Annotated in this window: 24 protein-coding genes; 13 read left to right on the top strand and 11 right to left on the bottom strand. The window is 61.7% G+C overall.

What is annotated here, in order from left to right; translation table 11 throughout:
• Positions 1–59: 59 nt before the first annotated feature.
• On the bottom strand, positions 60–884 hold the full coding sequence (locus AC1RMX_RS00570) for an SDR family oxidoreductase (protein WP_493070044.1): 825 nt from the start codon (positions 882–884) through the stop codon (positions 60–62).
• Positions 885–1007: 123 nt separating this feature from the next.
• The gene (locus AC1RMX_RS00565; RefSeq protein WP_011336276.1) at positions 1008–2048 is read right to left on the bottom strand and encodes a threonine aldolase family protein; all 1041 of its coding nucleotides are present in this window, start codon (positions 2046–2048) and stop codon (positions 1008–1010) included.
• Between the two features lie 128 nt (positions 2049–2176).
• Between AC1RMX_RS00565 and AC1RMX_RS00560 the strand changes: the two genes are divergently transcribed.
• The 8 genes from AC1RMX_RS00560 (at position 2177) to fdhA (ending at position 11819) form a co-directional block, all read left to right on the top strand.
• Positions 2177–2887 carry a TraX family protein gene (locus AC1RMX_RS00560; RefSeq protein WP_493070042.1) on the top strand — a complete coding sequence of 237 codons (711 nt, stop codon included), beginning with the start codon at positions 2177–2179 and terminating at the stop codon, positions 2885–2887.
• 156 nt (positions 2888–3043) lie between these two features.
• Entirely contained in the window at positions 3044–4297 is a 1254-nt protein-coding gene (gene glyA / locus AC1RMX_RS00555) for a serine hydroxymethyltransferase (protein ID WP_096817789.1), read from the top strand.
• A gap of 20 nt (positions 4298–4317) precedes the next feature.
• Complete coding sequence (locus AC1RMX_RS00550) at positions 4318–5568, top strand: sarcosine oxidase subunit beta (protein WP_003206307.1); 1251 nt, start codon at positions 4318–4320, stop codon at positions 5566–5568.
• A gap of 13 nt (positions 5569–5581) precedes the next feature.
• Entirely contained in the window at positions 5582–5911 is a 330-nt protein-coding gene (locus AC1RMX_RS00545; protein ID WP_016986286.1) for a sarcosine oxidase subunit delta, read from the top strand.
• Positions 5908–8925: a sarcosine oxidase subunit alpha gene (locus tag AC1RMX_RS00540; protein WP_493070040.1), complete on the top strand. Its 3018-nt coding sequence runs from the start codon at positions 5908–5910 to the stop codon at positions 8923–8925. Before AC1RMX_RS00545 ends, AC1RMX_RS00540 begins: the two co-directional genes overlap by 4 nt.
• 55 nt (positions 8926–8980) lie before the next feature.
• Entirely contained in the window at positions 8981–9613 is a 633-nt protein-coding gene (locus tag AC1RMX_RS00535) for a sarcosine oxidase subunit gamma (protein WP_096817792.1), read from the top strand.
• Positions 9614–9662: 49 nt separating this feature from the next.
• Complete coding sequence (gene purU / locus AC1RMX_RS00530) at positions 9663–10520, top strand: formyltetrahydrofolate deformylase (protein WP_008086918.1); 858 nt, start codon at positions 9663–9665, stop codon at positions 10518–10520.
• A gap of 99 nt (positions 10521–10619) precedes the next feature.
• A complete protein-coding gene (gene fdhA, locus AC1RMX_RS00525; RefSeq protein WP_096817794.1) occupies positions 10620–11819 on the top strand; it encodes a formaldehyde dehydrogenase, glutathione-independent in 1200 nt (399 codons plus the stop codon).
• Positions 11820–11860: 41 nt separating this feature from the next.
• Here the strand turns inward: fdhA and AC1RMX_RS00520 are convergent, their stop codons facing one another.
• From AC1RMX_RS00520 to AC1RMX_RS00510, 3 genes are read right to left on the bottom strand one after another with little or no spacing between them, the layout of a single operon-like run.
• The gene (locus tag AC1RMX_RS00520) at positions 11861–12241 is read right to left on the bottom strand and encodes a DUF3757 domain-containing protein (protein ID WP_096817795.1); all 381 of its coding nucleotides are present in this window, start codon (positions 12239–12241) and stop codon (positions 11861–11863) included.
• A 57-nt stretch (positions 12242–12298) separates the two neighbouring features.
• Positions 12299–12973 carry an anti-sigma factor gene (locus AC1RMX_RS00515; RefSeq protein ID WP_493070037.1) on the bottom strand — a complete coding sequence of 225 codons (675 nt, stop codon included), beginning with the start codon at positions 12971–12973 and terminating at the stop codon, positions 12299–12301.
• On the bottom strand, positions 12970–13596 hold the full coding sequence (locus AC1RMX_RS00510; protein WP_493070478.1) for a sigma-70 family RNA polymerase sigma factor: 627 nt from the start codon (positions 13594–13596) through the stop codon (positions 12970–12972). The genes AC1RMX_RS00515 and AC1RMX_RS00510 overlap by 4 nt, the downstream gene beginning before the upstream one ends.
• A gap of 149 nt (positions 13597–13745) precedes the next feature.
• Here AC1RMX_RS00510 and AC1RMX_RS00505 point away from each other — a divergent pair, with 149 nt between their 5' ends.
• Positions 13746–14303 carry a DUF2780 domain-containing protein gene (locus tag AC1RMX_RS00505; RefSeq protein ID WP_096817801.1) on the top strand — a complete coding sequence of 186 codons (558 nt, stop codon included), beginning with the start codon at positions 13746–13748 and terminating at the stop codon, positions 14301–14303.
• Between the two features lies 1 nt (position 14304).
• Here AC1RMX_RS00505 and yihG read toward each other — a convergent pair whose 3' ends face one another.
• Positions 14305–15192 (bottom strand): 1-acylglycerol-3-phosphate O-acyltransferase, YihG family, encoded by an 888-nt coding sequence (gene yihG, locus AC1RMX_RS00500; RefSeq protein WP_102619756.1) that lies wholly within the window; start codon positions 15190–15192, stop codon positions 14305–14307.
• Between the two features lie 173 nt (positions 15193–15365).
• On the opposite strand from yihG, the gene rloA2 reads away from it, so the two are divergent.
• The 3 genes from rloA2 (at position 15366) to creC (ending at position 18039) form a co-directional block, all read left to right on the top strand.
• Positions 15366–15872 carry a retropepsin-like aspartic peptidase RloA2 gene (gene rloA2 / locus AC1RMX_RS00495; RefSeq protein ID WP_096817804.1) on the top strand — a complete coding sequence of 169 codons (507 nt, stop codon included), beginning with the start codon at positions 15366–15368 and terminating at the stop codon, positions 15870–15872.
• 68 nt (positions 15873–15940) lie between these two features.
• Positions 15941–16621, top strand: coding sequence for a two-component system response regulator CreB (creB, locus tag AC1RMX_RS00490; RefSeq protein WP_096817806.1), 681 nt, complete (start codon positions 15941–15943; stop codon positions 16619–16621).
• A complete protein-coding gene (creC, locus tag AC1RMX_RS00485) occupies positions 16621–18039 on the top strand; it encodes a two-component system sensor histidine kinase CreC (protein ID WP_493070034.1) in 1419 nt (472 codons plus the stop codon). The genes creB and creC overlap by 1 nt, the downstream gene beginning before the upstream one ends.
• A gap of 24 nt (positions 18040–18063) precedes the next feature.
• Here creC and AC1RMX_RS00480 read toward each other — a convergent pair whose 3' ends face one another.
• Complete coding sequence (locus AC1RMX_RS00480; RefSeq protein ID WP_493070032.1) at positions 18064–19074, bottom strand: acyltransferase family protein; 1011 nt, start codon at positions 19072–19074, stop codon at positions 18064–18066.
• A 165-nt stretch (positions 19075–19239) separates the two neighbouring features.
• On the opposite strand from AC1RMX_RS00480, the gene creD reads away from it, so the two are divergent.
• Positions 19240–20610, top strand: a complete 1371-nt coding sequence (gene creD, locus AC1RMX_RS00475) for a cell envelope integrity protein CreD (protein WP_493070030.1) — start codon at positions 19240–19242, stop codon at positions 20608–20610.
• Between the two features lie 87 nt (positions 20611–20697).
• On the opposite strand, the gene AC1RMX_RS00470 is transcribed toward creD, so the two are convergent.
• The 4 genes from AC1RMX_RS00470 to AC1RMX_RS00455 form a co-directional block, all read right to left on the bottom strand.
• Positions 20698–21327, bottom strand: coding sequence for a glutathione S-transferase (locus AC1RMX_RS00470; RefSeq protein ID WP_096817813.1), 630 nt, complete (start codon positions 21325–21327; stop codon positions 20698–20700).
• A 66-nt stretch (positions 21328–21393) separates the two neighbouring features.
• The gene (locus AC1RMX_RS00465) at positions 21394–21573 is read right to left on the bottom strand and encodes a hypothetical protein (protein ID WP_096817815.1); all 180 of its coding nucleotides are present in this window, start codon (positions 21571–21573) and stop codon (positions 21394–21396) included.
• Positions 21570–22700 carry a PepSY-associated TM helix domain-containing protein gene (locus tag AC1RMX_RS00460; protein ID WP_096817817.1) on the bottom strand — a complete coding sequence of 377 codons (1131 nt, stop codon included), beginning with the start codon at positions 22698–22700 and terminating at the stop codon, positions 21570–21572. The genes AC1RMX_RS00465 and AC1RMX_RS00460 overlap by 4 nt, the downstream gene beginning before the upstream one ends.
• 74 nt (positions 22701–22774) lie before the next feature.
• Positions 22775–25201: a TonB-dependent siderophore receptor gene (locus AC1RMX_RS00455; protein ID WP_493070028.1), complete on the bottom strand. Its 2427-nt coding sequence runs from the start codon at positions 25199–25201 to the stop codon at positions 22775–22777.
• Positions 25202–25298: the final 97 nt, after the last annotated feature.

Here is a 25298-nt window from a genome sequence, read left to right as displayed (position 1 = left end):
TCTATGGCGAGGTCTGTTTGGTTTATGTAGGGCCTGGCGTAGGTTGTTTCTGAAAATGTTCAGTCGATAAACAGATCCGTCATCAACTTCGCGTCACTCTTCGGTTCAAACCGATAGTGATCGAATTCGCTCACGCCGCTTTCGCGCAAGATCTCCTCATCAATCAACAACCGCCCGGTAATCCGTCGCCCGCTGCTGTCCAGAATCACATGCGCCGCATCCGCCATGATCGCTGGCGTGCGCGCATGCTTGAACGACTCACGATTGCCCAGCTGAAACTCGATCGCGGCCGTGGCGATCATGGTCTGTGGCCACAGCGAGTTGACGCTGATCCCGTAGTTGGCAAATTCTTCGCTCATCCCGACAGTCAGCATGCTCATGCCGTACTTGGTCACGGTGTAGGGGCTGTATTGCGCGAACCATTTGCTGGCGAGGTTCAGCGGCGGTGACAGGTTGAGAATGTGCCCGGAGGATTTCTTCAGATAGGGCAGGGCCGCCTGGCTGCACAGCAACACCGCACGGGTGTTGATCTGGTGCATCAGGTCGAAACGCTTGAGTTCGATATGTTGAACACCGGTCAGTTTGATCGCCCCGGCGTTGTTCACCAGTGCATCAATGGCGCCGAAATGTTCGTTGGCCTGGGCCAGTGCCTGGCGCACGGCCTCTTCATCGCGCACATCCAGTTGCAGGGCCAAAGCCTTGCCACCGGCCGCTTCGGCTTCCGCTGCGACGCTGTGGATGGTACCGGGTAGCTTGGCATGCGGTTCGGCGCTCTTGGCGGCGATCACGATGTTGGCCCCGTCCCGCGCGGCCCGTAGCGCAATCTCGCGCCCGATGCCACGGCTGGCGCCGGTGATGAACAGGGTTTTGCCTTTTAGCGACATGCGGATGCTCCTGCTTATTGTTATGTGAGCGATGGCTCGACAAACAATGTAGACGATGGAGCTGAAGCGGGAGGGAGAGGTGAGCTGTGGCGGGGAGCTGGCTCCCGCGCCACGGGGAGGGGATCAGGCCGACATGACTTCGCGGATGTCGCGCGCCAGTTCGCGCACGCGTTCTTCTTCGGTATCCCACGAGCACATGAAGCGGGCGCCGCCCTTGCCGATGAAGGTGTAGAAGCGCCAGCCGCGAGCGGTCAGGGCGGCGATGGCCGGTTCCGAAAGTTGCAGGAACACGCCATTGGCCTGGACCGGGAACATCAGTTCCACGCCCGGGATGTCGCTGACCAGTTCGGCCAGCAGTTGCGCGCAGTGGTTGGCGTGGCGGGCGTATTTGAGCCAGGCGTCGTTTTCCAGGATGCCGACCCACGGGGCCGACAGGAAGCGCATTTTCGAGGCCAGTTGCCCGGCCTGTTTGCAGCGGTAGTCGAAGTCTTCGGCCAGTTTGTGGTTGAAGAACAGGATCGCTTCACCCACCGCCATGCCGTTTTTCGTGCCGCCGAAGCACAGCACATCGACGCCGGCCTTCCAGGTCAGGTCTGCCGGCGAGCAGCCGAGGAACGCGCAGGCGTTGGAGAAACGCGCGCCGTCCATGTGCAGGTTCAGGCCCAGTTCCTTGCAGGTGTCGCTGATGGCGCGGACTTCTTCCGGGGTATAGACGCTGCCGACTTCGGTGGCCTGGGTCAGGGTCACCACGCGTGGTTTCGGGTAGTGGATGTCCTGGCGCTTGAGGGCGACTTCGCGGATCGAGGCCGGGGTGATCTTGCCGTTTTCAGTGCCGGCGATCAGCAGTTTCGAGCCGTTGGAGAAGAACTCCGGGGCGCCGCATTCGTCGGTTTCGACGTGGGCGGTTTCCGAGCAGATCACGCTGTGATAACTCTGGCACAGCGACGACAGCGCCAGCGAGTTGGCGGCGGTGCCGTTGAAGGCGAAGAACACTTCGCAGTCGGTCTCGAACAGTTTGCGGAAATCATCCGAGGCGCGTGCTGTCCACTCATCGTCGCCATAGGCGCGCTGGTGGCCGTGGTTGGCCTGTTCCATGGCAGCCCAGGCTTCAGGGCAGATACCGGAGTAGTTGTCGCTGGCGAATTGTTGGCTCTTGTCGGTCATGGCCGGCTTCCGTGATCGAGGCGCTTGTGGCGCTTCGTGGGGTCAATGATGGTGCGCACTTTACCGAAGATCATCCGGGGAGCACACGGGATGTCGCTGACAGAACATTACAGGGATGCGGGTCGATTATGCACCTGAGCCAGCGCGACGGCGCACTCGATCTGCTCAAGTGGCTGGCGCTGCTGAGCATGCTGCTCGATCACCTGCGATATGTCGGGATCAGCGCCGATTGGCTGTATGTGCCGGGGCGGTTGGCGTTCCCGTGGTTCTGCCTGGCGATGGCGGCGAATCTGGCCCGTGACGGCGCGCGTAAGACCGAATGGCGCTATCTGGGCTGGTTGTTGCTGTTCAGCCTGCTCAGCGAGATTCCCTACCGTTTGTACATTCCCGATCCCGACACCTTGAACGTGATGCCCACGCTGGCGCTGGGCTTGCTGGTGGCGCGGGGCTGGCTGGATCGAACGGCGATTTCGCGACTGCTGGGCATCAGCGCCTTGCTGGTGGCGGCGTTGTTCCCGGAGCGACTGATGTTCGGTCTGTTCGGCATCCTGCTGCCGCTGGCGATGTTGCTGGCGTTTCGCAAACCCTGGTATTTCAGCCTGCTGCCGGGGTTGGTGTGTCTGGCGGCGAATCAGTGGCAGGTGCTCTACGAGTCCGCCCAGTTCGGCAACCGCGTGGCGATCTTCGGCATCGCGACATGCCTGATTGCGCCACTGCTCGGAATGTTCCTGTTGCGACATGTCACTTTCCTCCGCGCGCCACCCATGCGCCGCTGGGCGTATGCGCTCTATCCCGCGCATTTCATGGTTCTTCTGGGCTTGCGCCAGCTGCTTGTTTGAGTCCGTCGCCCCCGCCATGTCGTAAACGCACCTTTGCGTGGCGTCCGTAGGCATTTGACCTCCCTGCGCCGGCCATACCATCGCATCAAAGGGCACTGCCGAAACGCCGTGCCTTACCGAGACGAATGGCGCACAGATGCCGCTGGGAGAGACGCGATGTTCAGCAAGCAAGACCAGATCCAGGGTTACGACGATGCACTGCTGGCGGCGATGAATGCCGAGGAGCAACGTCAGGAAGATCACATCGAGCTGATCGCGTCGGAGAACTACACCAGCAAACGCGTCATGGAAGCGCAAGGCAGCGGCCTGACCAACAAATACGCCGAAGGCTATCCGGGCAAGCGCTATTACGGTGGCTGCGAGCACGTCGACAAGGTCGAAGCGCTGGCCATCGAACGCGCCAAGCAACTGTTCGGTGCCGATTACGCCAACGTCCAGCCGCACTCCGGTTCCTCGGCCAACAGCGCTGTCTATCTGGCGCTGATCCAGGCTGGCGACACCATCCTCGGCATGAGTCTGGCCCATGGCGGTCACCTGACCCACGGCGCCAAGGTGTCGTCCTCGGGCAAGCTCTACAACGCCGTGCAGTACGGCATCGACACCAAGACCGGCCTGATCGATTACGACGAAGTCGAGCGTCTGGCGGTCGAGCACAAACCGAAAATGATCGTCGCCGGTTTCTCGGCCTACTCGAAAACCCTCGACTTCCCGCGCTTCCGTCAGATCGCCGACAAGGTCGGTGCGCTGCTGTTCGTCGACATGGCCCACGTGGCCGGTCTGGTGGCTGCCGGTCTGTACCCGAACCCGCTGCCGTACGCCGACGTGGTCACCACCACCACTCACAAGACCCTGCGTGGTCCGCGTGGCGGCCTGATCCTGGCCAAGGCCAACGAAGAGATCGAGAAGAAACTCAACGCTGCGGTATTCCCCGGCGCCCAGGGCGGCCCGCTGATGCACGTCATCGCCGGTAAAGCCGTGTGCTTCAAGGAAGCGCTGGAGCCTGGCTTCAAGGCCTATCAGCAGCAAGTGATCGACAACGCCCAGGCGATGGCGAGCGTATTTATCAAACGTGGCTACGATGTAGTGTCCGGCGGCACCGACAACCACCTGTTCCTGGTCAGCCTGATCCGTCAGGGCCTCACCGGTAAAGACGCGGACGCCGCCCTCGGTCGCGCTCACATCACCGTCAACAAGAACGCCGTACCGAACGACCCGCAGTCGCCGTTCGTCACCTCCGGCCTGCGCATCGGCACCCCGGCGGTGACCACGCGCGGCTTCAAGGTGACCCAGTGCGTGACGCTGGCCGGCTGGATCTGCGACATCCTCGACAACCTCGGCGACGCCGATGTCGAGGCCAATGTCGCCCAGCAGGTTTCGGCCCTGTGCGCTGACTTCCCGGTTTATCGCTGAGCGTTCTGGAGTACATGACTATGCAACGCTATTCGGGCTTCGGCCTCTTCAAACACTCCCTCAGCCACCACGAAAACTGGCAGCGCATGTGGCGCACGCCGACCCCGAAGAAGGTCTACGACGTAGTCATCGTCGGCGGCGGCGGGCACGGTCTGGCGACGGCTTACTATCTGGCCAAAGAGCACGGCATCACCAACGTGGCCGTGGTCGAGAAGGGCTGGCTGGGCGGCGGTAACACCGCGCGCAATACCACCATCGTTCGCTCCAACTACCTGTGGGACGAGTCGGCGCACCTGTACGAACACGCGATGAAACTGTGGGAAGGCCTGTCTCAGGACCTGAACTACAACGTGATGTTCTCCCAGCGCGGCGTCTACAACCTGTGCCATACCCTGCAGGACATCCGTGATTCCGAGCGTCGGGTCAGCGCCAACCGCCTCAACGGCGTCGACGGCGAACTGCTCAACGCCAAGCAAGTCGCGGACGAAATTCCGTACCTCGACTGCTCGAAAAACACCCGCTATCCGGTGATGGGTGCAACCGTCCAGCGTCGCGGCGGCGTGGCCCGTCACGATGCCGTGGCGTGGGGCTTTGCCCGTGCCGCCGACGCCTTGGGCGTGGACTTGATCCAGCAGACCGAAGTGATCGGCTTCCGCAAGGAAAACGGCGTGTGCATCGGCGTTGAAACCAACAAGGGTTTCATTGGCGCCAAGCGCGTCGGCGTGGTCACCGCCGGTAACTCCGGGCACATGGCCAAACTCGCCGGTTTCCGTCTGCCGATCGAATCCCACCCGTTGCAGGCACTGGTGTCCGAGCCGATCAAACCGATCATCGACAGCGTGATCATGTCCAACGCCGTGCACGGTTACATCAGCCAGTCCGACAAGGGCGACCTGGTGATCGGTGCCGGTATCGACGGCTACAACGGCTACGGCCAGCGCGGTTCGTACCCGGTGATCGAGCACACCATCCAGGCCATCGTCGAGATGTTCCCGGTGCTGTCGCGGGTACGCATGAACCGTCAGTGGGGCGGCATCGTCGACACCACGCCGGACGCCTGCCCGATCATTTCGAAAACCCCGGTGCCGAACATGTTCTTCAACTGCGGTTGGGGTACCGGCGGCTTCAAGGCCACACCTGGCTCGGGCAACGTGTTTGCCGCGAGTCTGGCCAAGGGTGAAATGCACCCGCTGGCCGCACCTTTCTCCATCGACCGTTTCCACAACGGTGCGTTGATCGACGAACACGGCGCTGCGGCTGTCGCCCACTAACAGGAGAAATCCCATGTTGCATATCTTCTGTCCTCACTGCGGCGAACTGCGCTCCGAAGAGGAATTCCACGCATCCGGCCAAGCGCACATCCCGCGTCCGCTGGACCCAGGCGCCTGCACTGATGAAGAGTGGGGCGACTACATGTTCTTCCGCGACAACCCTCGCGGCCTGCACCACGAGTTGTGGGATCACGTCGCCGGTTGCCGCCAGTACTTCAACGTCACCCGCGACACCGTGACCTACGAGATTCTCGAAACCTACAAGATCGGCACCAAGCCGCAATTCACCGACAAGGCTGACACTGCGAAAACAGCCACGACGGCGCTGGGAGAGAAGGTATGAGCCAGACCAATCGCCTGTCCAACGGTGGACGGATCGACCGCAACAAAGTGCTGAGCTTCACCTTCAACGGCCAGGTCTACAAAGGTTTCGAAGGCGATTCGCTGGCCGCTGCACTGCTGGCCAACGGCGTCGACATCATTGGCCGCAGCTTCAAGTATTCGCGTCCACGCGGCATCTTCGCCGCCGGTGCCGAAGAGCCGAACGCGGTGCTGCAGATCGGTGCCACCGAAGCCACCCAGATCCCCAACGTGCGCGCCACGCAACAGGCGTTGTACCAAGGCCTGGTCGCCACCAGCACCAACGGCTGGCCGAGCGTCAACAACGACATGATGGGCATTCTCGGCAAGGTCGGCGGCAAGCTGATGCCACCGGGTTTCTACTACAAAACCTTCATGTATCCGCAATCGTTCTGGATGACTTACGAGAAGTACATTCGTAAGGCAGCAGGTCTTGGCCGTTCGCCGACCGAGAATGATCCGGACACCTACGACTACATGAACCAGCACTGCGACGTGTTGATCGTCGGCGCCGGCCCGGCCGGTCTGGCGGCTGCCCTGGCGGCTGCGCGCAGCGGTGCGCGGGTGATCATCGCCGACGAGCAGGAAGAGTTCGGCGGCAGCCTGCTCGACTCCCGCGAAAGCCTCGATGGCAAGCCTGCGGTGGAGTGGGTCGCCAGTGTCGTTGCCGAATTGAAGAACACCCCGGACGTGCTGCTGTTGCCGCGCGCCACGGTCAACGGTTACCACGACCACAACTTCCTGACCATTCACGAACGCCTCACCGATCACCTCGGCGACCGCGCTCCGATCGGCCAGGTGCGTCAGCGCATTCACCGCGTCCGCGCCAAGCGCGTGGTGCTGGCGACCGGTGCTCACGAGCGTCCGCTGGTCTACGGCAACAACGACGTGCCGGGCAACATGCTCGCCGGTGCTGTGTCGACTTACGTGCGTCGCTACGGTGTGGCACCGGGCAAGAAGCTGGTGCTGTCGACCAACAACGATCACGCCTATCGCGTGGCGCTGGATTGGCTCGATGCCAGCCTGCAAGTCGTGGCCATCGCCGACGCCCGCAGCAATCCGCGCGGTGCGCTGGTGGAAGAGGCGCGCGCCAAAGGTATCCGCATCCTCACCGGCAGCGCCGTGATCGAGGCTCGTGGCAGCAAGCACGTCACCGCTGCCCGCGTGGCGGCGATCGATGTCAAAGGTCACAAGGTCACCAGCCCGGGCGAATGGCTCGACTGCGACCTGATCGCCAGCTCCGGCGGTTACAGCCCGGTGGTTCACCTGGCGTCGCACCTCGGCGGCAAGCCGATCTGGCGCGAAGACATCCTCGGTTTCGTACCGGGCGAAGCACCGCAGAAGCGCGTGTGCGTCGGTGGTATCAACGGCGTCTACGGTCTCGGCGATTCCCTGGCCGACGGTTTTGAAGGTGGCGTGCGCGCTGCGTCCGAAGCCGGGTTCCAGACCGTTGAAGGCGTGTTGCCGAAAGCCTTGAGCCGTCATGAAGAGCCGACCCTGGCGCTGTTCCAGGTGCCGCATGAAAAGAACACCTCACGGGCACCGAAGCAATTCGTCGACCTGCAGAACGACGTGACCGCCGCCGCCATCGAACTGGCGACCCGCGAAGGTTTCGAGTCGGTCGAGCACGTCAAGCGCTACACCGCGCTGGGCTTCGGCACCGATCAGGGCAAGCTCGGCAACGTCAACGGCCTGGCGATTGCCGCCCGTTCGCTGAACGTGACCATCCCGCAGATGGGCACCACGATGTTCCGTCCGAACTACACGCCGGTGACTTTCGGCGCGGTAGCGGGCCGTCACTGTGGGCACATTTTCGAACCTGTGCGTTACACCGCACTGCATCAATGGCACCTGAAAAACGGCGCCGAGTTCGAAGACGTCGGCCAGTGGAAACGTCCGTGGTACTTCCCGAAAAACGGCGAAGACATGCATGCCGCCGTCAAGCGCGAATGCAAGGCTGTGCGCGACAGCGTCGGTCTGCTGGACGCTTCGACCCTGGGCAAGATCGACATCCAGGGCCCGGACGCCCGTGAGTTCCTCAACCGCGTTTACACCAACGCCTGGACCAAGCTCGACGTGGGCAAGGCCCGTTACGGCCTGATGTGCAAGGAAGACGGCATGGTCTTCGATGACGGTGTGACGGCGTGTCTGGCCGACAACCATTTCGTCATGACCACCACCACCGGCGGTGCGGCTCGCGTGCTGCAGTGGCTGGAGCTGTACCACCAGACCGAATGGCCAGAGATGAAGGTGTACTTCACCTCCGTCACCGACCACTGGGCGACCATGACCCTGTCCGGCCCGAACAGCCGCAAGCTGCTCAGCGCCGTGACCGACATCGACCTCGCCAACGAAGCGTTCCCGTTCATGACCTGGAAAGAAGGTCTGGTCGGCGGTGTGCCGGCGCGGGTGTTCCGCATCTCGTTTACCGGTGAGCTGTCGTACGAAGTCAACGTCCAGGCCGACTACGCGATGGGTGTTTTGGAGAAGATTGTTGAGGCGGGGAAGGCGTTCAACCTGACGCCATATGGCACTGAAACCATGCACGTCCTGCGGGCCGAGAAGGGCTTCATCATCGTCGGCCAGGACACCGACGGCTCGATGACCCCGGACGACCTGAACATGGGCTGGTGTGTCGGTCGCACCAAACCGTTCTCGTGGATCGGCCAGCGCGGAATGAACCGAGAAGACTGCGTGCGTGACCAGCGCAAACAGTTGGTCGGCTTGAAACCAGTCGATCCAAACGTATGGCTGCCGGAAGGTGCGCAACTGGTGTTCAACACTAAGCAGTCGATCCCGATGACCATGGTCGGCCACGTGACCTCCAGCTACGCGCACAACTCCCTCGGTTATTCGTTTGCCATGGGCGTGGTGAAGGGCGGTCTGAAGCGTCTGGGCGAGCGGGTGTTCGCACCGCTGGCGGATGGCAGCGTGATCGAGGCGGAAATCGTTTCTTCGGTGTTCTTCGATCCGAAAGGCGATCGCCAGAACATCTAATTGATCGCTCCCGCGCCTGGCGCGGGAGCGGCACAGAATTCAGGAAGGGTGCTTTATGACCGCAGCCAACGTTTACCAACAACGCCCGACCACCGGGGCCAAGGCCGAGTCGTCGCTGCATCACGCCGACCTCGCCAGCCTGGTGGGCAAGGGCCGCAAAAGTGCCGGCGTGACCGTGCGCGAGAAGAAACTCCTCGGCCATCTGACCATTCGTGGCGACGGCCACGATGCCGCGTTCGCTGCCGGCGTGCACAAGGCCCTGGGCATTGAGTTGCCGGGCGCCCTGAGCGTCATCGTCAAAGGCGAAACCAGCCTGCAATGGATGGGCCCTGACGAGTGGCTGTTGATCGTGCCGAGCGGCGAAGAGTTCGCCGCCGAGCAGAAACTGCGCGAAGCGCTGGGCGATCTGCACATTGCGATCGTCAACGTCAGCGGCGGCCAGCAAGTGCTCGAACTGAGCGGCCCGAACGTGCGTCAGGTGCTGATGAAGTCCACCAGCTACGACGTGCACCCGAACAACTTCCCGGTCGGCAAGGCTGTGGGCACGGTGTTCGCCAAGTCGCAGCTGATGATCCGTCATACCGCCGAAGACACCTGGGAACTGCTGATTCGTCGCAGTTTCTCGGATTACTGGTGGTTGTGGTTGCAGGATGCGTCCGCCGAATACGGCCTTAGCGTTCAGGCGTAATGATCGTTCCCACGCTGCGCGTGGGAGCGAGTAGAGGAGAAAAACGACAATGAGCCGCGCCCCGGATACATGGATTCTGACCGCCGACTGCCCCAGCGTTCTCGGCACCGTGGACGCGGTGACGCGTTTTCTGTTCGAGCAGGGCTGCTACGTCACCGAGCACCACTCGTTCGACGACCGGCTCTCGGGCCGCTTCTTCATTCGTGTGGAATTCCGTCAGCCCGACGGTTTTGACGAGCAATCCTTCCGCGCCGGCCTCGCCGAACGCGGTCAGGCGTTCGGCATGATCTTCGAACTGACCGCGCCGAACTACCGGCCGAAAGTGGTGATCATGGTCTCCAAGGCCGATCACTGCCTCAACGACTTGCTCTACCGCCAACGCATAGGCCAGTTGTCGATGGACGTGGCGGCAGTGGTGTCCAACCACCCGGACCTCAAGCCGCTGGCCGACTGGCACCAGATTCCCTACTACCACTTCCCCCTCGACCCCAACGACAAGCCGTCGCAGGAGCGTCAGGTGTGGCAGGTGATCGAAGAGTCCGGTGCCGAACTGGTGATCCTCGCCCGCTACATGCAGGTGTTGTCGCCGGAGCTGTGCCGCAAGCTCGATGGCAAGGCGATCAACATTCATCACTCGCTGCTGCCGGGCTTCAAGGGTGCCAAGCCGTATCACCAGGCCTACAACAAGGGCGTGAAACTGGTGGGTGCGACGGCGCACTACATCAACAACGACCTGGACGAGGGGCCGATCATCGCCCAGGGCGTCGAGGCGGTGGATCACAGTCATTACCCCGAAGACCTGATTGCCAAGGGCCGCGACATCGAAGGCCTGACTCTGGCGCGGGCGGTGGGTTATCACATCGAGCGACGGGTGTTCCTGAACGCCAACCGCACCGTCGTTCTTTGAGTCACAGACAACGCAAGACCAACAAGCAATAACCCGAGCACTTAACGCGCTGCCTGCCTGGGCGGCGCGGTTCCATAAAAACAACAGCGAGGTGAAAGCATGTCTGGCAATCGTGGTGTGGTGTATCTCGGCGCTGGCAAGGTCGAAGTACAGAAAATCGACTATCCGAAAATGCAGGATCCGCGCGGCAGGAAGATCGAGCACGGTGTGATCCTGCGTGTGGTTTCAACCAACATTTGCGGCTCCGACCAGCACATGGTGCGCGGCCGGACCACGGCGCAGACCGGTCTGGTACTGGGCCATGAAATCACCGGTGAAGTGATCGAGAAGGGTTCCGACGTCGAGAACCTGAAGATCGGCGATCTGGTGTCCGTTCCGTTCAACGTGGCTTGCGGGCGCTGCCGTTCCTGCAAGGAACAACACACCGGCGTCTGCCTGACCGTCAACCCGGCCCGCGCCGGCGGTGCCTACGGTTACGTCGACATGGGCGACTGGACCGGCGGCCAGGCCGAGTACGTGCTGGTGCCGTACGCCGACTTCAACCTGCTGAAACTGCCGGACCGCGACAAGGCCATGGAGAAAATCCGTGACCTGACCTGCCTCTCCGACATCCTGCCGACCGGTTACCACGGCGCCGTTACTGCAGGCGTTGGCCCGGGCAGCACCGTTTACATCGCGGGCGCCGGCCCGGTCGGTCTGGCCGCTGCCGCTTCGGCCCGTCTGCTGGGCGCGGCGGTGGTCATCATCGGCGACGTCAACACCATCCGCCTGGCCCACGCCAAGGCTCAGGGTTTCGAAATCGTCGACCTGTCGAAAGACACCCCGCTGCACGAACAGATCGCCGCACTGCTGGGCGAACCGGAAGTGGATTGCGCGGTGGACTGCGTGGGCTTCGAAGCCCGTGGTCATGGCCATGACGGCGTCAAATCCGAAGCCCCGGCCACCGTGCTCAACTCGCTGATGGGCGTGGTGCGCGTAGCTGGCAAGATCGGTATTCCGGGCCTGTACGTGACCGAAGATCCGGGGGCTGTGGATGCTGCCGCAAAAATGGGCAGCCTGAGCATCCGCTTCGGCCTCGGCTGGGCCAAATCCCACAGCTTCCACACCGGACAGACTCCGGTAATGAAATACAACCGCCAGTTGATGCAGGCGATCATGTGGGACCGCATCAACATCGCCGAAGTGGTGGGTGTGCAGGTCATCAGCCTCGATCAGGCGCCGGAAGGCTACGGCGAGTTCGATGCGGGCGTGCCGAAGAAGTTTGTGATTGATCCGCACAAGTTGTTCAGTGCGGCGTAAGCATCAAGGTATAAAGAAAGGCGACCTACGGGTCGCCTTTTTTACTGAATGTTGAATGCGCAGAGCGTGAGCTTTTCGGAGCTGCACTGGTTTTCTTTCCAGTTGCCTTTGGCGACGGGGCGAGCCTTTTTCGCCTCTTTCAACGTTAGCTGCATCGTGCGATCAGACTGGTCCTTGTAATCGCAAGTCAGGACTGGGTCATCTATTTTTGCCCCGGTGAACGATGCCGTTTTCAGATCGAACTCCTCCGCACCAGTACCCATCCATGTCGTGCCTTTGGATGCCGGTGCCGTGAATACGTACGTCCCGCTTTCGGTGCTGACTTGGTCAATTTGCGCTGCCTTTGGGCAAATCAAGGTTTGCGCATGGACAGAAGACATGATGAAAAAAGAAAGTGCACCCAGCAATAGTTGTGATCGCATCTTTTAAACCCTCTGGAGTAAAGAGACCTCTGGACCTTGAGCCGGACTTGATTGACTTCATAATCCCGCCAATGCCCCTTGATACAATACCGGCCCCGTCGGCTGCCCGGTCGGCGACCCACCCTTCGGCTCAAGACTGACCGCCAGCGCAATCGGCTTACCGATCAGCGCCTTCTGCGCGTCGTTCAATTCAACCTTACCTTTGCCGCCCGCCGGGATCACACCCAGCGAGATTGGCTTGCCATCGGCGGGAATCGCCCACAGCTCCAGGCTGCGCTGAGGATCGACAGCCGCCAATGTCAGCGGCTCGACTTGCAGGTAATCATCATGGGCTTCCACTTTCAGCGCCGGTTTCGCGTCGGCGCTCAGCAGGGTGGCGCGGTAGCGGGCGTCGTCGTGGGTGTACAGCGAGCCGAGGAACACCAGCACCACGATTGAAGCCAGTGCCGCCGTCACCCGCAGCCAGTTCCAGAACGGACGCTTCTCGGGGACGTGCAGCACCTGCGGCTCGATACGCGCAGTAACGCCGTGCCACACGCGCTCCGGCACTGGAATCTCCGGCAATGTTTCGGTGAGGCTGGCGAGGCTTTCCTGCCAGTGCGCCAGTTCGACGCGCAGGGCCGCGTCTTCCAGCAGCAACTGCTCGAAACGCCGACGGGCCGGCGCAGCCATCAAGCCGATGGCGTAATCGGCGGCGAGCGCGCGGCGCAGGGCAGGGGTCTGGTAGTTCATGATTCAAGGCACCGGCGCAGGCGTTCCATGCCACGGCGAATCCATGATTTGACCGAGCCGAGCGGCGCCGCCAGATGCTCGGCCAGTTCCGAGCAGGACAAACCCTGAAAGTAGGCCACGGTAATCGACTGGCGCTGCATGCCTTCGAGGGTTTCCAGGCAGCGGTTCAGGGCTGTGGCTTCGCGGGCGCTGTTCAATTGGTCATGGGCCGACGGGCTTTCGTCCGCCAGGGCGTCCTGTTCAACATCGGTCAGAGGCCGGTCTCGGTGTTTACGCAACTGGTCGATGGCCTGGTTGCGGGTGATGTTGATCATCCAGGTCATTGGCGCCGACAGGTGCGATTCGTAGCGCGAGGCGTTGTTCCAGATCCGCACGAAGCTTTCCTGCAACACTTCCTCGGCCAGATCCGGTCGCCCCATGAAACGCAGAGCCACGCCGTGCAGGCGCGGGCCAACGCTGCGGTACAGCGTTTCGAAGGCACGGCGGTCGCCCAGTGAACACTGGGCCAGCAATTGCCGCAGCTGATCGGTGTCGGCGAAGGTAATGACAAGTCTCCAGACAGGGCGGGTGCTGGTTTCGGGTAGTTCACAGGCTAGTTCAGCTACTGCGCTCGTGCCATTCATCATGGGGTATCCGGGGTTTCACGTTTCATATACGCGGCCGGGTTCAGAATGGATGCGCTACGCTCGGAACATGCCGGCGGATACTCGGTCAAACCGGCAGTTTGTCCCTTCGCTGACGAAGGGTTTTTACGCCACAAGAGGATGTCTGAATGAAGATTTCACGCGGTTTTGCCCTGGCATCGCTCCTGACCCTGGCGGCAGGTCCGGTATTTGCCGGTTTCAGCCTGAGCGACGTTGCCGGTGCGGTGTCGGGCATGCAGGGCGGTGACAAGGCTGCGGCAGCGGCGCCAACCTCGGAAACCGCCGGTCTGTTGAGTGCACTGAGCGCGCTGAACGTCACGCCGCAGCAAGCGGTCGGCGGTACCAGTGCCATGCTGGGGCTGGCGAAAAACCAGCTCAGCAACACTGACTATTCGCAGTTGGCCAAGGATGTGCCGGGGATCGACAAACTTTCCGGTGGCGGCGGCAATCTGGCGGCGTTGAGCGGGTTGCTCGGATCGTCCGGCAAATCCGCCGGGCTGGAAAACGCGCTGGGCAACGTCAAGGACACCAATGACTTGAACAATGCCTTTGGGGCGTTGGGCATGGACAGCGGCATGGTTGGCCAGTTTGCCCCGATACTGCTGCAATACCTCGGTCAGCAGGGTGTGGGCGGCTCGCTGCTGCAAAGCCTGGGCAGCATCTGGGGCACCGGCGCCGGCAGTTGATTCAACGGCGCCCGCCGCGCAGTTCGGCGATGCGCTGGTCTTTCTCGGTCCAGAGCTGGTTGACCCAGTTCTGGATCTTCTCGCGAAACACCGGATCGTTTTCGTAGTCGCCCTGCCACAGCGCCGGGTCGAGTTCACGAGTACGGATATCGATGATCACCCGCGGCACGTTACCGCTGATCAGGTCCCAGAAACCCGGAATCTTCGGCTGTGGGTAAACCACGGTCACATCCAGAATTGCGTCCAGCTGTTCACCCATCGCCGCCAGCACAAACGCCACACCGCCCGCCTTGGGCTTGAGCAGATGGCTGAACGGTGACTGTTGCTGAGTGCTTTTGGCCGCGGTATAGCGCGTGCCTTCCAGATAATTGACCACCGTCACCGGCTGACGCTTGAACAGTTCGCACGCGGCTTTGGTGATTTCCAGGTCCTTGCCGGCCAGTTCCGGGTGCTTCGCCAGGAACGCCTTGGTGTAGCGTTTCATGAACGGGTAATCCAGCGCCCACCAGGCAAGGCCCAGGAACGGCACCCAGATCAATTCCTTCTTGAGGAAGAACTTGAAGAACGGCGTGCGTCGGTTGAGGGTCTGGATCAGCGCCGGGATATCGACCCAGGACTGATGGTTACTGATCACCAGATACGACGTGTCGCCACGCAGATCATCGCCGCCCCGGATGTCCCATTGCGTCGGGATGCACAGGCGGAAGATCAGTTTGTCGATTTCCGCCCAGGTCTCGGCAATCCACATCACCGCCCACGAGGCGTAATCGCGAAAGCGTCCCGGCAGGATCAGCTTGAGCAGGGCGAACACCATCAGCGGGCCGAACAGCACCAGGGTGTTGAGCAATAACAGCAGGGTGACGAAACAGCCGGTGAGCAGGCGGCGCATAAGCAACTCTATGAAAGCGGATGGGCGCGCCATGATAAGTGGCTTCGGGCGACAGGCCAAATCGCGGGTTACGAATGTTTCACCTTTGGCGCGTTAGCCTTGCGGGAACGATCAAGTGAACAGCGGTCTAAAATCTCGCGTCTGACGCCCCATTTCTCAAGGAAGCCCCTTACGTGAAATCCCTCCTTGCTTTGCTTTCCCTTGTTGCCCTGCCGGTGCTGGCCGCCGAGCCGACCCTGTACGGGCGTTACGAATACATCGCGCTACCGGAAATCGGCGGGCAAGTGTTCAAGGCAAAAATGGACACCGGCGCGCTGACCGCCTCGCTGTCGGCCAAGGACATCGAGACCTTCACCCGCGACGGCGAAGACTGGGTGCGTTTCCGTCTCGCGACCAAGGACGCCAGCAACAAGGTGTTCGAACACAAGATCGCGCGGATCAGCAAGATCAAGAGCCGCTCCGACGAGGACGACGAGGATCGCGACACCACGGAAGCCGCCAAGCGCCCGGTGGTCGATCTGGAGCTGTGCCTGGGCAACGTCAAGCGTACCGTGGAGGTCAACCTGACCGACCGCAGCCATTTCAACTATCCACTGCTGATCGGTGCCAAGGCGCTGCGTGAGTTCGGCGCAGCGGTAAACCCGGCGCGTCGATTCACCGCCGACAAGCCAGACTGCTAAGTGGTCTCATTGACGTAACGTCAGGCTTGGGGCACCGTTCGCGCACTTAATCCACAGGCTCGGACGCCATGCCTCATATCCTGATTGTCGAAGACGAAGCGGCAATTGCCGACACGCTGATTTTTGCCTTGCAGGGCGAGGGCTTCACCACGACCTGGCTGAGCCTCGGCGCGGCGGCGCTGGAGCATCAGCGCCAGACGCCGGCCGACCTGATCATCCTCGACATCGGCCTGCCGGACATCAGCGGCTTTGAAACCTGCAAGCAACTGCGCCGGTTCAGCGAAGTACCGGTGCTGTTCCTCAGCGCCCGGGATGCCGAAATCGACCGCGTGGTGGGCCTGGAAATCGGCGCCGACGACTACGTGGTCAAGCCGTTCAGCCCTCGTGAAGTGGCGGCGCGGGTCCGGGCAATTCTCAAGCGCATGGCACCGCGTCCGCCGGCCGAAGCCTGGTCGGGGGTGTTTCGCATCGATCCCGAGCGCGTGCAGATCAGCTATCGCGGCCAGGCGTTGAGCCTGACCCGTCATGAATTCCGTCTGCTGCAATGCCTGCTCGAACAACCGGAGCGGGTGTTCAGCCGCGAGCAACTGCTCGATGCGCTGGGGGTGGCAGCGGATGCCGGCTACGAGCGCAGCATCGACAGCCACATCAAGAGCGTACGCGCCAAGTTGCGCCTGATTCGCGCCGAAGCCGAGCCGATCCAGACCCATCGCGGCCTCGGCTACAGCTACAGCCCGGGGCACAGCTGATGTCGTTGGGGCTGCGGATTTTCCTGGTGTACGTGCTGTTTATCGGCCTCACCGGTTATTTCGTGCTCAACACCGTGATGGAGGAAATCCGCCCCGGCGTGCGCCAGTCCACCGAGGAAACCCTGGTCGACACGGCCAACCTGATGGCGGAAATCCTCAAGGACGATTTCAAGGCTGGCACCCTCAGCCAGAATCGCTGGCCGGAACTGCTCCGTGCCTATGGCGAGCGCCAGCCGAAAGCGACGATCTGGGGCCTGCCGAAAAACCAGGTCAACCACCGCATCTACGTCACTGACGCCAGGGGCATCGTGGTGCTGGACTCCAGTGGCCTCGCGGTCGGTCAGGATTACTCGCGCTGGAACGACGTCTACCTGACCCTGCGCGGCGAATACGGCGCGCGCTCCAGCCGCAGCGACCCCAATGATCCGAACTCTTCGGTCATGCACGTCGGTGCGCCGATCCGCGACGCTGGCCAGATCATCGGCGTGGTCACCGTGGCCAAACCCAACAGCTCGTTGCAACCCTATGTCGACCGCACCGAGCGTCGCCTGCTGGGTTATGGCGCCGGGCTGATCGTCTTGGGTCTGCTGCTCGGTGCGCTGTTGTCATGGTGGCTGAGCCGGGCACTGCACCGTTTGACCCGTTATGCCGAGGCCGTGAGCGAAGGGCGTCGGGTGGAAGTGCCGCATTACCGTGGTGGCGAGCTGGAACAACTGGCGAGCGCCGTGGAACAGATGCGCACCCAGCTTGAAGGCAAGGCCTACGTCGAACGCTATGTCCACACCTTGACCCATGAATTGAAGAGCCCGCTGGCGGCAATTCGCGGCGCTGCGGAGCTGTTGCAAAGCGAAATGCCGTTGGCGCAACGGCAGCGTTTCGTCGGCAACATCGACAGCGAAAGTGCGCGCATGCAGCAACTGATTGAGCGACTGCTCGATCTGGCCCAGGTCGAGCAGCGTCAGGCGCTGGAAGAACGCGTCGCTGTGCCGCTCGCTGCGCTGGTCGATGAAGTGTTGCAGGCACAGGCTGCGCGCATTGAAGGTAAACAACTGCGAATCGAGTGCACCATCCCGGCGGATTTGTCGCTGATCGGCGAGCCGTTTCTGCTGCGTCAGGCTTTGGGCAATCTGCTGGAGAACGCACTGGATTTCACACCGCTACGGGGGTTGCTGCGATTTGACGCCGAGCGGGTTGGCGAGCAGATCGAGTTTCGGCTGTTCAACGAAGCCGCGCCGATTCCCGATTACGCGCTGGCGCGTCTGACCGAGCGATTCTATTCATTGCCGCGTCCGGACAGTGGCCGCAAAAGCACGGGGCTTGGGCTGAACTTCGTCGAAGAGGTGGTCAAGTTGCACGGTGGCTCTCTGCGCATCGACAACCTTGACGGTGGCGTGCAGGTGCAATTGCACCTGCCGTGAACACTCGGGCGAGCCGTCTTGCGCTCAGGACGGCGTCATCACCTCATTGATCCGGGCCTTGCTTCGGCGGTGCACCCATTGCAGTGCCGGTCGTTCGATCCACAGCCAGGACGCGATGGCCAACACGATCACGATCAGCGCCGACACGATCATGGACGGCACGAACGTCAGCGACGTCTTGTTGATCACCAATTGCTGTACGGGAAACGCATACAGATAGATGCCGTAGGAGAGGTCGAACCGGCCACGAATGGTGCTATCGATATACAACAGGCCCAGGCTCAACGTGGCCAGGCAAATGCACAGCGTGACGACCACCCCGGTCAACGGGGTTCCCACCGCCAATGGCATCAGGCCGAGACAGGCCACCAGCGTCATTGCCATTCGATGTCTGGCGCCCAGGTATTGTTTGTAGAAGGCCAGGAGCGACCCGGCAAAAAAGGCGATACCGGCACAGCCATACACCGCCAGTTTCTGCGTCAGCGCCGAGGCGGGGCCATTGCCCAGCACATAGGTCGCAATACAGAACGCCACCAGCATTGCACCGGCCGTCGCAGCCCGGCGGTACAGACTCAGCGCGGCCGCCACCAGCAGATAAAAGGCGAATTCGATCTTCAGTGTCCACAGGCTGCCATTGAACGACTCGCTGAAGATAAAACCGTTGGTGATTTCATCGATTGCCGCGCGGCCGAACAGCGAGATGCGCAGGAAGTCGATCAGCGCCGCAGGACCGGTGATATAGCCGTCGGCAAATATCCCGCCCGCCACAAACGTCATGATGAACGCGCAGGCGATCAGCGCCGGGAAAATCCTCGCGACACGTTTGGCCAGGTAGTCGGTGACGCTGCTGGCATTGAGGAAGCTATGGGTGATCAGCAGGCCGGAGATCGAGAAGAAGGCGATGACGGCGATGCCGCCCAATGAGTTGTAGCCGGCGATGCCTGGCTCTTCCAGGCCCCAAAGTGCGAAGTGGTGACTGACCAGCACCATCAGCGCGGCAAAATGCCTGATCAAGTCGAATGAGTTGTTTCGCAATTGAATAATCCTTGTTCGAACCTTGCCCTTATGGCGCGAAGTGGTCCTGCACTTGATGACGGAAAAGGCGTTTTACAGGTATTTCCACACAAAGCCCACACAACCTCCATCACAAACCCACACAGCGTTTACAGACTCGCTCCATTCCAACAAGGGAGCGTTCCGATGAACCGAAATCTGACATTCAAGCTCGGGGCCATTGCCCTGTTGATCCTGTTACTGCTGGTGCCGCTGCTGATGATCGACGGCGTCATCGATGATCGCCAGCAACTGCGCGACGGTGTGCTCGAAGACATCGCCAGAAGCTCAAGCTACAGCCAGCAGATCAGCGGGCCGGTGATGGTGGTGTCGTACCGTAAAGTGGTGCGCACCTGGAAAACCAGGGAAAAGACCGATGAGCGTTATCAGGAAATCGGTGAGGAACGTGGACGCTTGTACTTCCTGCCGGAGCGCTTCGAACTCGACGGCCAGGTGCAGACTGAACTGCGTGCCCGGGGCATCTATGAAGCGCGACTGTTCCACGCCGACAACCGCATCAGCGGGCATTTTTCGCTGCCGGCGCAGTTGGGGATCAAGGAAGATTTTGCTGATTACAAATTCGATGCGCCATTTCTCGCAATCGGCATCAGTGACATTCGCGGGATCGAAAATGCCCTGAAACTGGAACTCGGTTCGCAACGCCTGGACTTCGTGCCCGGCACGCAAGTGGGCTGGCTCGGCGAGGGCGTTCGGGCGACGTTGCCGGCACTCGATACAACTCAGGTCACGGAACTGGCCTTCGGTTTCGACCTGCGCTTGCAAGGCACCGGCTCGTTGCAGGTGCTGCCGGTGGGCAAGACCAGCCGCGTGAATCTTTCCGCCAACTGGCCGCATCCGAGCTTCATCGGCAACTTCCTGCCGGCCAAGCGTGAAGTCACCGATCAGGGCTTCACCGCCGATTGGCAGACCTCGTTTTTCTCCACCAACCTGCAAGAGGCCATGAACCGTTGCGTCTCGGGCAACGATTGCGAGGCGTTCAACGGCCGCAGTTTCGGGGTGAGCTTCATCGATCCGGTGGATCAATACCTGAAGAGCGATCGGGCGATCAAATATGCGCTGTTGTTCATTGTCCTGACGTTCGCCGGTTTCTTCCTGTTCGAGATATTGAAAAGCCTGGCCGTGCACCCGGTGCAATATGCGCTGGTGGGTGTGGCGCTGGCGTTCTTCTATCTGCTGTTGTTGTCGTTGTCGGAACACATCGGGTTTGCCCTGGCGTATCTGCTGTCGGCCAGTGGTTGTGTGTTGCTGATTGGCTTCTATGTCTGCCACGTGCTGCACAGCGTGCGTCATGGTCTGAGTTTTTCGGCGGGATTGGCGGCGTTGTATGGCCTGCTCTACGGCTTGCTCAGCGCCGAGGATTACGCGCTGCTGATGGGCTCGCTGTTGCTGTTCGGCCTGTTGGGCGTGTTCATGGTGCTGACCCGTAACCTGGACTGGTATGGCGTCGGGCAGAAACCGGCCAAGCCCCTGGAGTTTGATCTCGGAGCGGTGCAATGAGCCGGTTTGTGGGGTTGCGTGAGGATCAGCGGGAGGCAGAGGTATTGGTGACGCTGATCTTCGCGTCACTGCCTCCCGCCCCGCGCATCAAACCTTCGGCATTGTCGCAATCATCGACGGCCGCTGGCTCACTTCAAAGAACCAGTTGGCCAGTTGCGGGTTGGCTTCACGCCAGCCCAGATCCGGGAAGCGCAGATCCAGATAACCCAGTGCACAGGCCACGCTGATCGACGCGACGTCGAAATGGCAGGTCAGTTCGGCGATGGCGTCGCGCTCCAGCAGCGCCAGGGTCCGGCGGATCTTGTCGCGCTGGGCCTCGAGCCACTCGTCCCAGTGCTTTTCCGGGGCACGCAGCACTTGCTCGTAACGCACCATGACGGAGGCGTCCATGATGCCGTCGGCCATCGAGGCCAGGGTCAGACGACGCCAGCGGGCCGAGCCGTCGCGAGGGATCAGCGGGTTGCCGACGTGCTGGTGGTCGAGGTAATCGAGGATCACCCGGCTGTCATGGATGACATTGCCATCAGCCAGGCGCAGGGCCGGGATCTTGCCGAGCGGGTTGTCTTCGTTCAGCGCAGTGCTGGGGTTGACCGGTGTCAGGACGCAGTCCTGCAAGGCGACGCGATCCTGCTGGCCAGTCTCGTGCAGCAGCACCATGACTTTGCGCACGAACGGGGACAGGGTGTTGTGGAACAGGGTCATGCTGGGAGCGGACATCGGCAGGGTCTCGGTCAAGGGCAATGAACGGGCAGCATAGCGCGTTGCCCGTCAGGCTCAAGCCATTCAGTGCCGTTGCAACAGACCGCGAAGGGCGAGTGCGGCTGGCACACCCAGACCGATCCAGCTCAAGCCATCCCAGATCCCGTCGCCCAGCAGGGCGGCGAACAACCCCGCCGCACTGAGCAACGCGATCACCAGCGGTGTGCTGAAGACTTTCCAGAAATTCGACTGACGCGGTTTCATGCCGAAGCCTCCGCTGTTTCCAGCACCGGTTTCGCGGCCTTGCGCCGCACCACCCACAAGTACACGCCGCTGCCGAGGACGATGATGGTCAGTACATCGAGGGTGGCCCAGAGGATTTTCATCGGCATGCCGCCGTAGTCGCCAAAGTGCAGCGGCTGCGACATGCCCATGGCGTCCATGTACCACGGCCGTTCAGCGACCGCCGTGACCTGCAAGTTGCTGGCGTCGATCAGCACTGGCGTCAGCAAGTGCGAGGTCAGGTGGGTGCCACCCTTCATGAACACCGAGTAGTGGTGCTCGCTGGAAAACCGGGTGCCGGGGAACGCGATGAAGTCCGGTTTCATCCCCGGCGCGACTTCGCCGGCGATATCCAGCAGGCGGGTGGCCGGGGCGAGGTGAGTCAGCGGCGGCGCATCGCGGTAGGGCGCGATCATGGCGTTGAGCGAATCGTTGCGCCAGGCCGCGATGATCAGATCGGCACAGGCGCTGATCACTCCCGTCACACCGACCACCAGCGCCCAGGTCAGGGTCACCACGCCGATCAGGTTGTGCAGATCGAGCCAACGCAGACGGGTGGATTTGTCCCGGCGCACGGTGCCGAAGTCCAGGCGACGCATGAACGGCAGGTACAACACCGTCCCGGACACGATCGCCACCACAAACAGCACACCCATGAACGCCAGCAGCAACTTGCCCGGCAGTCCGGCAAACATGTCGACGTGCAGGCGCAGGATGAACAGCATCAGGCCGCCGTTGGCCGAGGGTGTTTCCAGGGCTTCGCCGGTGCGGGCGTCGAGCATGAAAGTGTGCGAGGAGTTCGGCTCGGTGCCGGCCGTCTTCGCCATGATCGTCAGCACGGTGTTCGGCTCGTCGTCTTCGAAACCGAAGTACTGCACGACTTCGCCGGGACGATGGGCTTCGGCGGCTTGCACCAGTTGCGCCAGATTCAGGTGCGGCGTATCGGCCGGCATCTCGCGCACCTGGGGTGCGTCACCGAGCAGATGCTCGATCTCGTGATGAAAGATCAGCGGCAGGCCGGTCAGGGCCAGCAACAGCAAAAACACGGTGCAGATCAGGCTGGTCCAGGTGTGGACGAACGACCAGCGGCGGATTGTTTTACTTTTCATTTCATGACCTTCAAAAACACCAAAGCCGTCCACGAGGGACGGCCTGGTTGCAGGGCCTGTTTCAGCTCAAGCGCTTACCACTTGTAGGTGGCACTGGCGACGACGCTGCGCTGGTCGCCGTAGTAGCAGTAGAAGCTGTCGCAGGTGGAAATGTAGTCCTTGTTCAGCAGGTTGGTGGCGTTGAGTGCCAGCGACGCGCCTTTGAGGCTGTTGTCCAGGCGACCGAGGTCGTAATGCACGGCGGCATCGAACACGGTGTAGGCATCAGCCTTGCCCAGCCAGGTGTTGGCCTTGTCGCCGTAGGTGTTGCCGGTGTAGCGCACACCGCCGCCGACGCCGAAGCCGTCGAGCACGCCGCTGTGCCAGGTGTAATCGGTCCACAGCGAGGCTTGCTGGTTCGGCATCAGTTGCAGGCGGTTGCCCTTGTCGGCGCCGTTCTGCACTTCGGACTTGGCCAGGGTGTAGGCGGCGATGACTTTCAGGTTGTCGGTGACATCGGAGGTGGCTTCCAGCTCCAGGCCTTTGACTTTCACTTCGCCGGTCTGGCTGGTGATCGATACGCCGTTGACGAAGGAGCTTACCGAGACGTTTTTCTGGGTCAGGTCATACGCCGCGGCGGACAGCAGGGTCTTGCTGCCGGGCGGCTGGTACTTGATGCCCAGTTCCCACTGCTTGCCTTCGGTCGGCTTGAGCGATTCAGTGGAAGAGGCGTCGGCGCCACTGGTGGGCTGGAAGGATTCGGCGTAGGAAATGTACGGCACGAAACCCGAGTCGAACACGTAGCTCAGTGCCGCGTTGCCGCTGAAGGCCTTGTCGCGGTCGGTGTTGGTGGCGTCGGCCTTGTTGATGAACTTCGTACCGGTGTGCACCCAGTCTTCACGGCCACCGAGGGTCAGGCGCCATTGGTCGAGGGCCATCTGGTCCTGCACGTACAGACCGGTCTGGTAGGTCTTCTGGTCGTAGTCGTAGAACGCGGTGGAGCGCGCCGGACGCACGATCGGCTGACCGTAGATCGGGTTGAGCACGTTGGTGGTCAGACCGTCACCGAAGATCGAGGTGTAGTTGGTGTTGCTGCGCTGGTGATCCAGACCCAGCAGCAGGGTGTGGCGGATGTCGCCGGTGGCAAAGTCAGCCTGGAAGTTGTTGTCGACGGCGAACTGGCTGATGTCCTCTTCGACACTGGTGCTGGTGCGACCGACGTTGCCAGCGTTGTCCACCTGGGTGTACGGATACGAACCCGGGGTCAGGCTCTGGAACGACAGATCCGACTTGGTGTAACGCAGGTTCTGCTTGAACTGCCACACATCGTTCAGGCGATGTTCGAAGGCATAACCGAGCGCGTAGTAGGTGCGGTCGTAGTATTCCCAGTCCGGATCGCCGAGGTTCTTGTGGTGGGAAACCTTGCCGAACGGCATGTCGATCTTGGTGCCCTGCACTGGCAGGAACTGGCTGGTGATGCCGGTATCGTCGCGGGTGAACTGGGTCAGCAGGGTGAACTTGGTGTCGTCGTCGATGTTCCAGGTCAGGCTCGGCGCGATGTTGTAGCGCTTGTTGTCGACGTGATCGACCTGCGTGCCGCTGTCACGTACCACGCCGCTGAGGCCGTAGAGGAACTGCCCGGCATCGTCGATCTTGCCGGTGCTGGCGAAGTTGATCTGACGGTGGTTGTCGCTGCCGTACTGCAACTGGATTTCGCTGCTCTGCACATCGCTAGGGCGACGGCTGACCATGTCCAGCAGGCCGCCCGGCGGGGTCTGGCCGTAAACCGACGAGGCCGGGCCGCGCAGCAGGGCGAGGCGGTCGAGGTTCCAGGTTTCCTGTTTCGGGTTGGCGTACACGCCTTTTGGCAGCGGCAGGCCATCGAGGAACTGGGTCGGTTCGAAGCCACGCACGCGCAGCCAGTCGGCGCGGGTGTCGCTGCCGTAGCTGCTGGCGGTGATGCCCGGCATGTAGCGCACGGCGTCATCGAGGCTGTGGACGCTGCGGTCGTCCATCTGCTGGCGGGTGGCGACGGAGATCGAACGCGGTGCTTCGACCAGCGCGGTGTCAGTCTTGGTGCCGGCGGCGGTGCGAGTGGCGGTGTAGCCTTCGACCGGGCCCCAGGCGCTTTCAGAGTTTTCCACACCGATTACCGAAGTTTCCGGCAGGGCCATCACGCCTTCCGGCACCGCGACCAGGGTGTACGTGCCGGTGCTGCTTTGTTCCAGTTGCAGGCCGGTGCCGCGCAGGGCGGCGCTCAGTGCGCCTGCCGCGTCATATTGGCCGTTGACTGGCGCCGACGTCTTGCCCGCCGCCAGCGACGGATTCAGCGACAGCGTGAGGCCGCCCTGGCTGGCGATCTGGTTCAGGGTGGTGGAGAGCGGCGCGGCCGGCAGGTTGTAGGCGCGAACGCTCGACGCCTGTTCTGCGGCGATCAGTTGGCTGCTGGCCAGCGGGGTGCAGAGGGCAATGGCGACCGCCAGCAAACTGGGGCGCAACAAGGTGTCTAGCGAACGGGACATACGGCGGCTCCTGAATGGAAATATTTCTCAATTGCCTGTGTGCCGGACGAGAATCGAAAAGTGATAGGGCTGGATGAAAATAATTTCCATTAACGCG

The organism is Pseudomonas sp. GW822-FHT03F04, assembly GCF_058801405.1.
Note: the sequence above shows the minus strand (reverse complement) of the source record. Positions and strands in the feature narration are given on the sequence as shown.

Excerpts from the sequence above, each read along its gene's own strand:
- AC1RMX_RS00550 (WP_003206307.1), top strand. The coding sequence starts at position 4,318 with ATGCAACGCTATTCGGGCTTCGGCCTCTTCAAACACTCCCTCAGCCAC.
- AC1RMX_RS00455 (WP_493070028.1), bottom strand. The coding sequence starts at position 25,201 with ATGTCCCGTTCGCTAGACACCTTGTTGCGCCCCAGTTTGCTGGCGGTC.
- AC1RMX_RS00565 (WP_011336276.1), bottom strand. The coding sequence starts at position 2,048 with ATGACCGACAAGAGCCAACAATTCGCCAGCGACAACTACTCCGGTATC.
- AC1RMX_RS00545 (WP_016986286.1), top strand. The coding sequence starts at position 5,582 with ATGTTGCATATCTTCTGTCCTCACTGCGGCGAACTGCGCTCCGAAGAG.
- AC1RMX_RS00535 (WP_096817792.1), top strand. The coding sequence starts at position 8,981 with ATGACCGCAGCCAACGTTTACCAACAACGCCCGACCACCGGGGCCAAG.
- creD (WP_493070030.1), top strand. The coding sequence starts at position 19,240 with ATGAACCGAAATCTGACATTCAAGCTCGGGGCCATTGCCCTGTTGATC.
- AC1RMX_RS00540 (WP_493070040.1), top strand. The coding sequence starts at position 5,908 with ATGAGCCAGACCAATCGCCTGTCCAACGGTGGACGGATCGACCGCAAC.
- glyA (WP_096817789.1), top strand. The coding sequence starts at position 3,044 with ATGTTCAGCAAGCAAGACCAGATCCAGGGTTACGACGATGCACTGCTG.
- AC1RMX_RS00515 (WP_493070037.1), bottom strand. The coding sequence starts at position 12,973 with ATGAACTACCAGACCCCTGCCCTGCGCCGCGCGCTCGCCGCCGATTAC.
- AC1RMX_RS00520 (WP_096817795.1), bottom strand. The coding sequence starts at position 12,241 with ATGCGATCACAACTATTGCTGGGTGCACTTTCTTTTTTCATCATGTCT.
- purU (WP_008086918.1), top strand. The coding sequence starts at position 9,663 with ATGAGCCGCGCCCCGGATACATGGATTCTGACCGCCGACTGCCCCAGC.
- AC1RMX_RS00505 (WP_096817801.1), top strand. The coding sequence starts at position 13,746 with ATGAAGATTTCACGCGGTTTTGCCCTGGCATCGCTCCTGACCCTGGCG.
- AC1RMX_RS00560 (WP_493070042.1), top strand. The coding sequence starts at position 2,177 with ATGCACCTGAGCCAGCGCGACGGCGCACTCGATCTGCTCAAGTGGCTG.
- yihG (WP_102619756.1), bottom strand. The coding sequence starts at position 15,192 with ATGCGCCGCCTGCTCACCGGCTGTTTCGTCACCCTGCTGTTATTGCTC.
- AC1RMX_RS00510 (WP_493070478.1), bottom strand. The coding sequence starts at position 13,596 with ATGAATGGCACGAGCGCAGTAGCTGAACTAGCCTGTGAACTACCCGAA.
- creC (WP_493070034.1), top strand. The coding sequence starts at position 16,621 with ATGTCGTTGGGGCTGCGGATTTTCCTGGTGTACGTGCTGTTTATCGGC.
- AC1RMX_RS00470 (WP_096817813.1), bottom strand. The coding sequence starts at position 21,327 with ATGTCCGCTCCCAGCATGACCCTGTTCCACAACACCCTGTCCCCGTTC.
- AC1RMX_RS00570 (WP_493070044.1), bottom strand. The coding sequence starts at position 884 with ATGTCGCTAAAAGGCAAAACCCTGTTCATCACCGGCGCCAGCCGTGGC.
- fdhA (WP_096817794.1), top strand. The coding sequence starts at position 10,620 with ATGTCTGGCAATCGTGGTGTGGTGTATCTCGGCGCTGGCAAGGTCGAA.
- creB (WP_096817806.1), top strand. The coding sequence starts at position 15,941 with ATGCCTCATATCCTGATTGTCGAAGACGAAGCGGCAATTGCCGACACG.
- AC1RMX_RS00460 (WP_096817817.1), bottom strand. The coding sequence starts at position 22,700 with ATGAAAAGTAAAACAATCCGCCGCTGGTCGTTCGTCCACACCTGGACC.
- AC1RMX_RS00465 (WP_096817815.1), bottom strand. The coding sequence starts at position 21,573 with ATGAAACCGCGTCAGTCGAATTTCTGGAAAGTCTTCAGCACACCGCTG.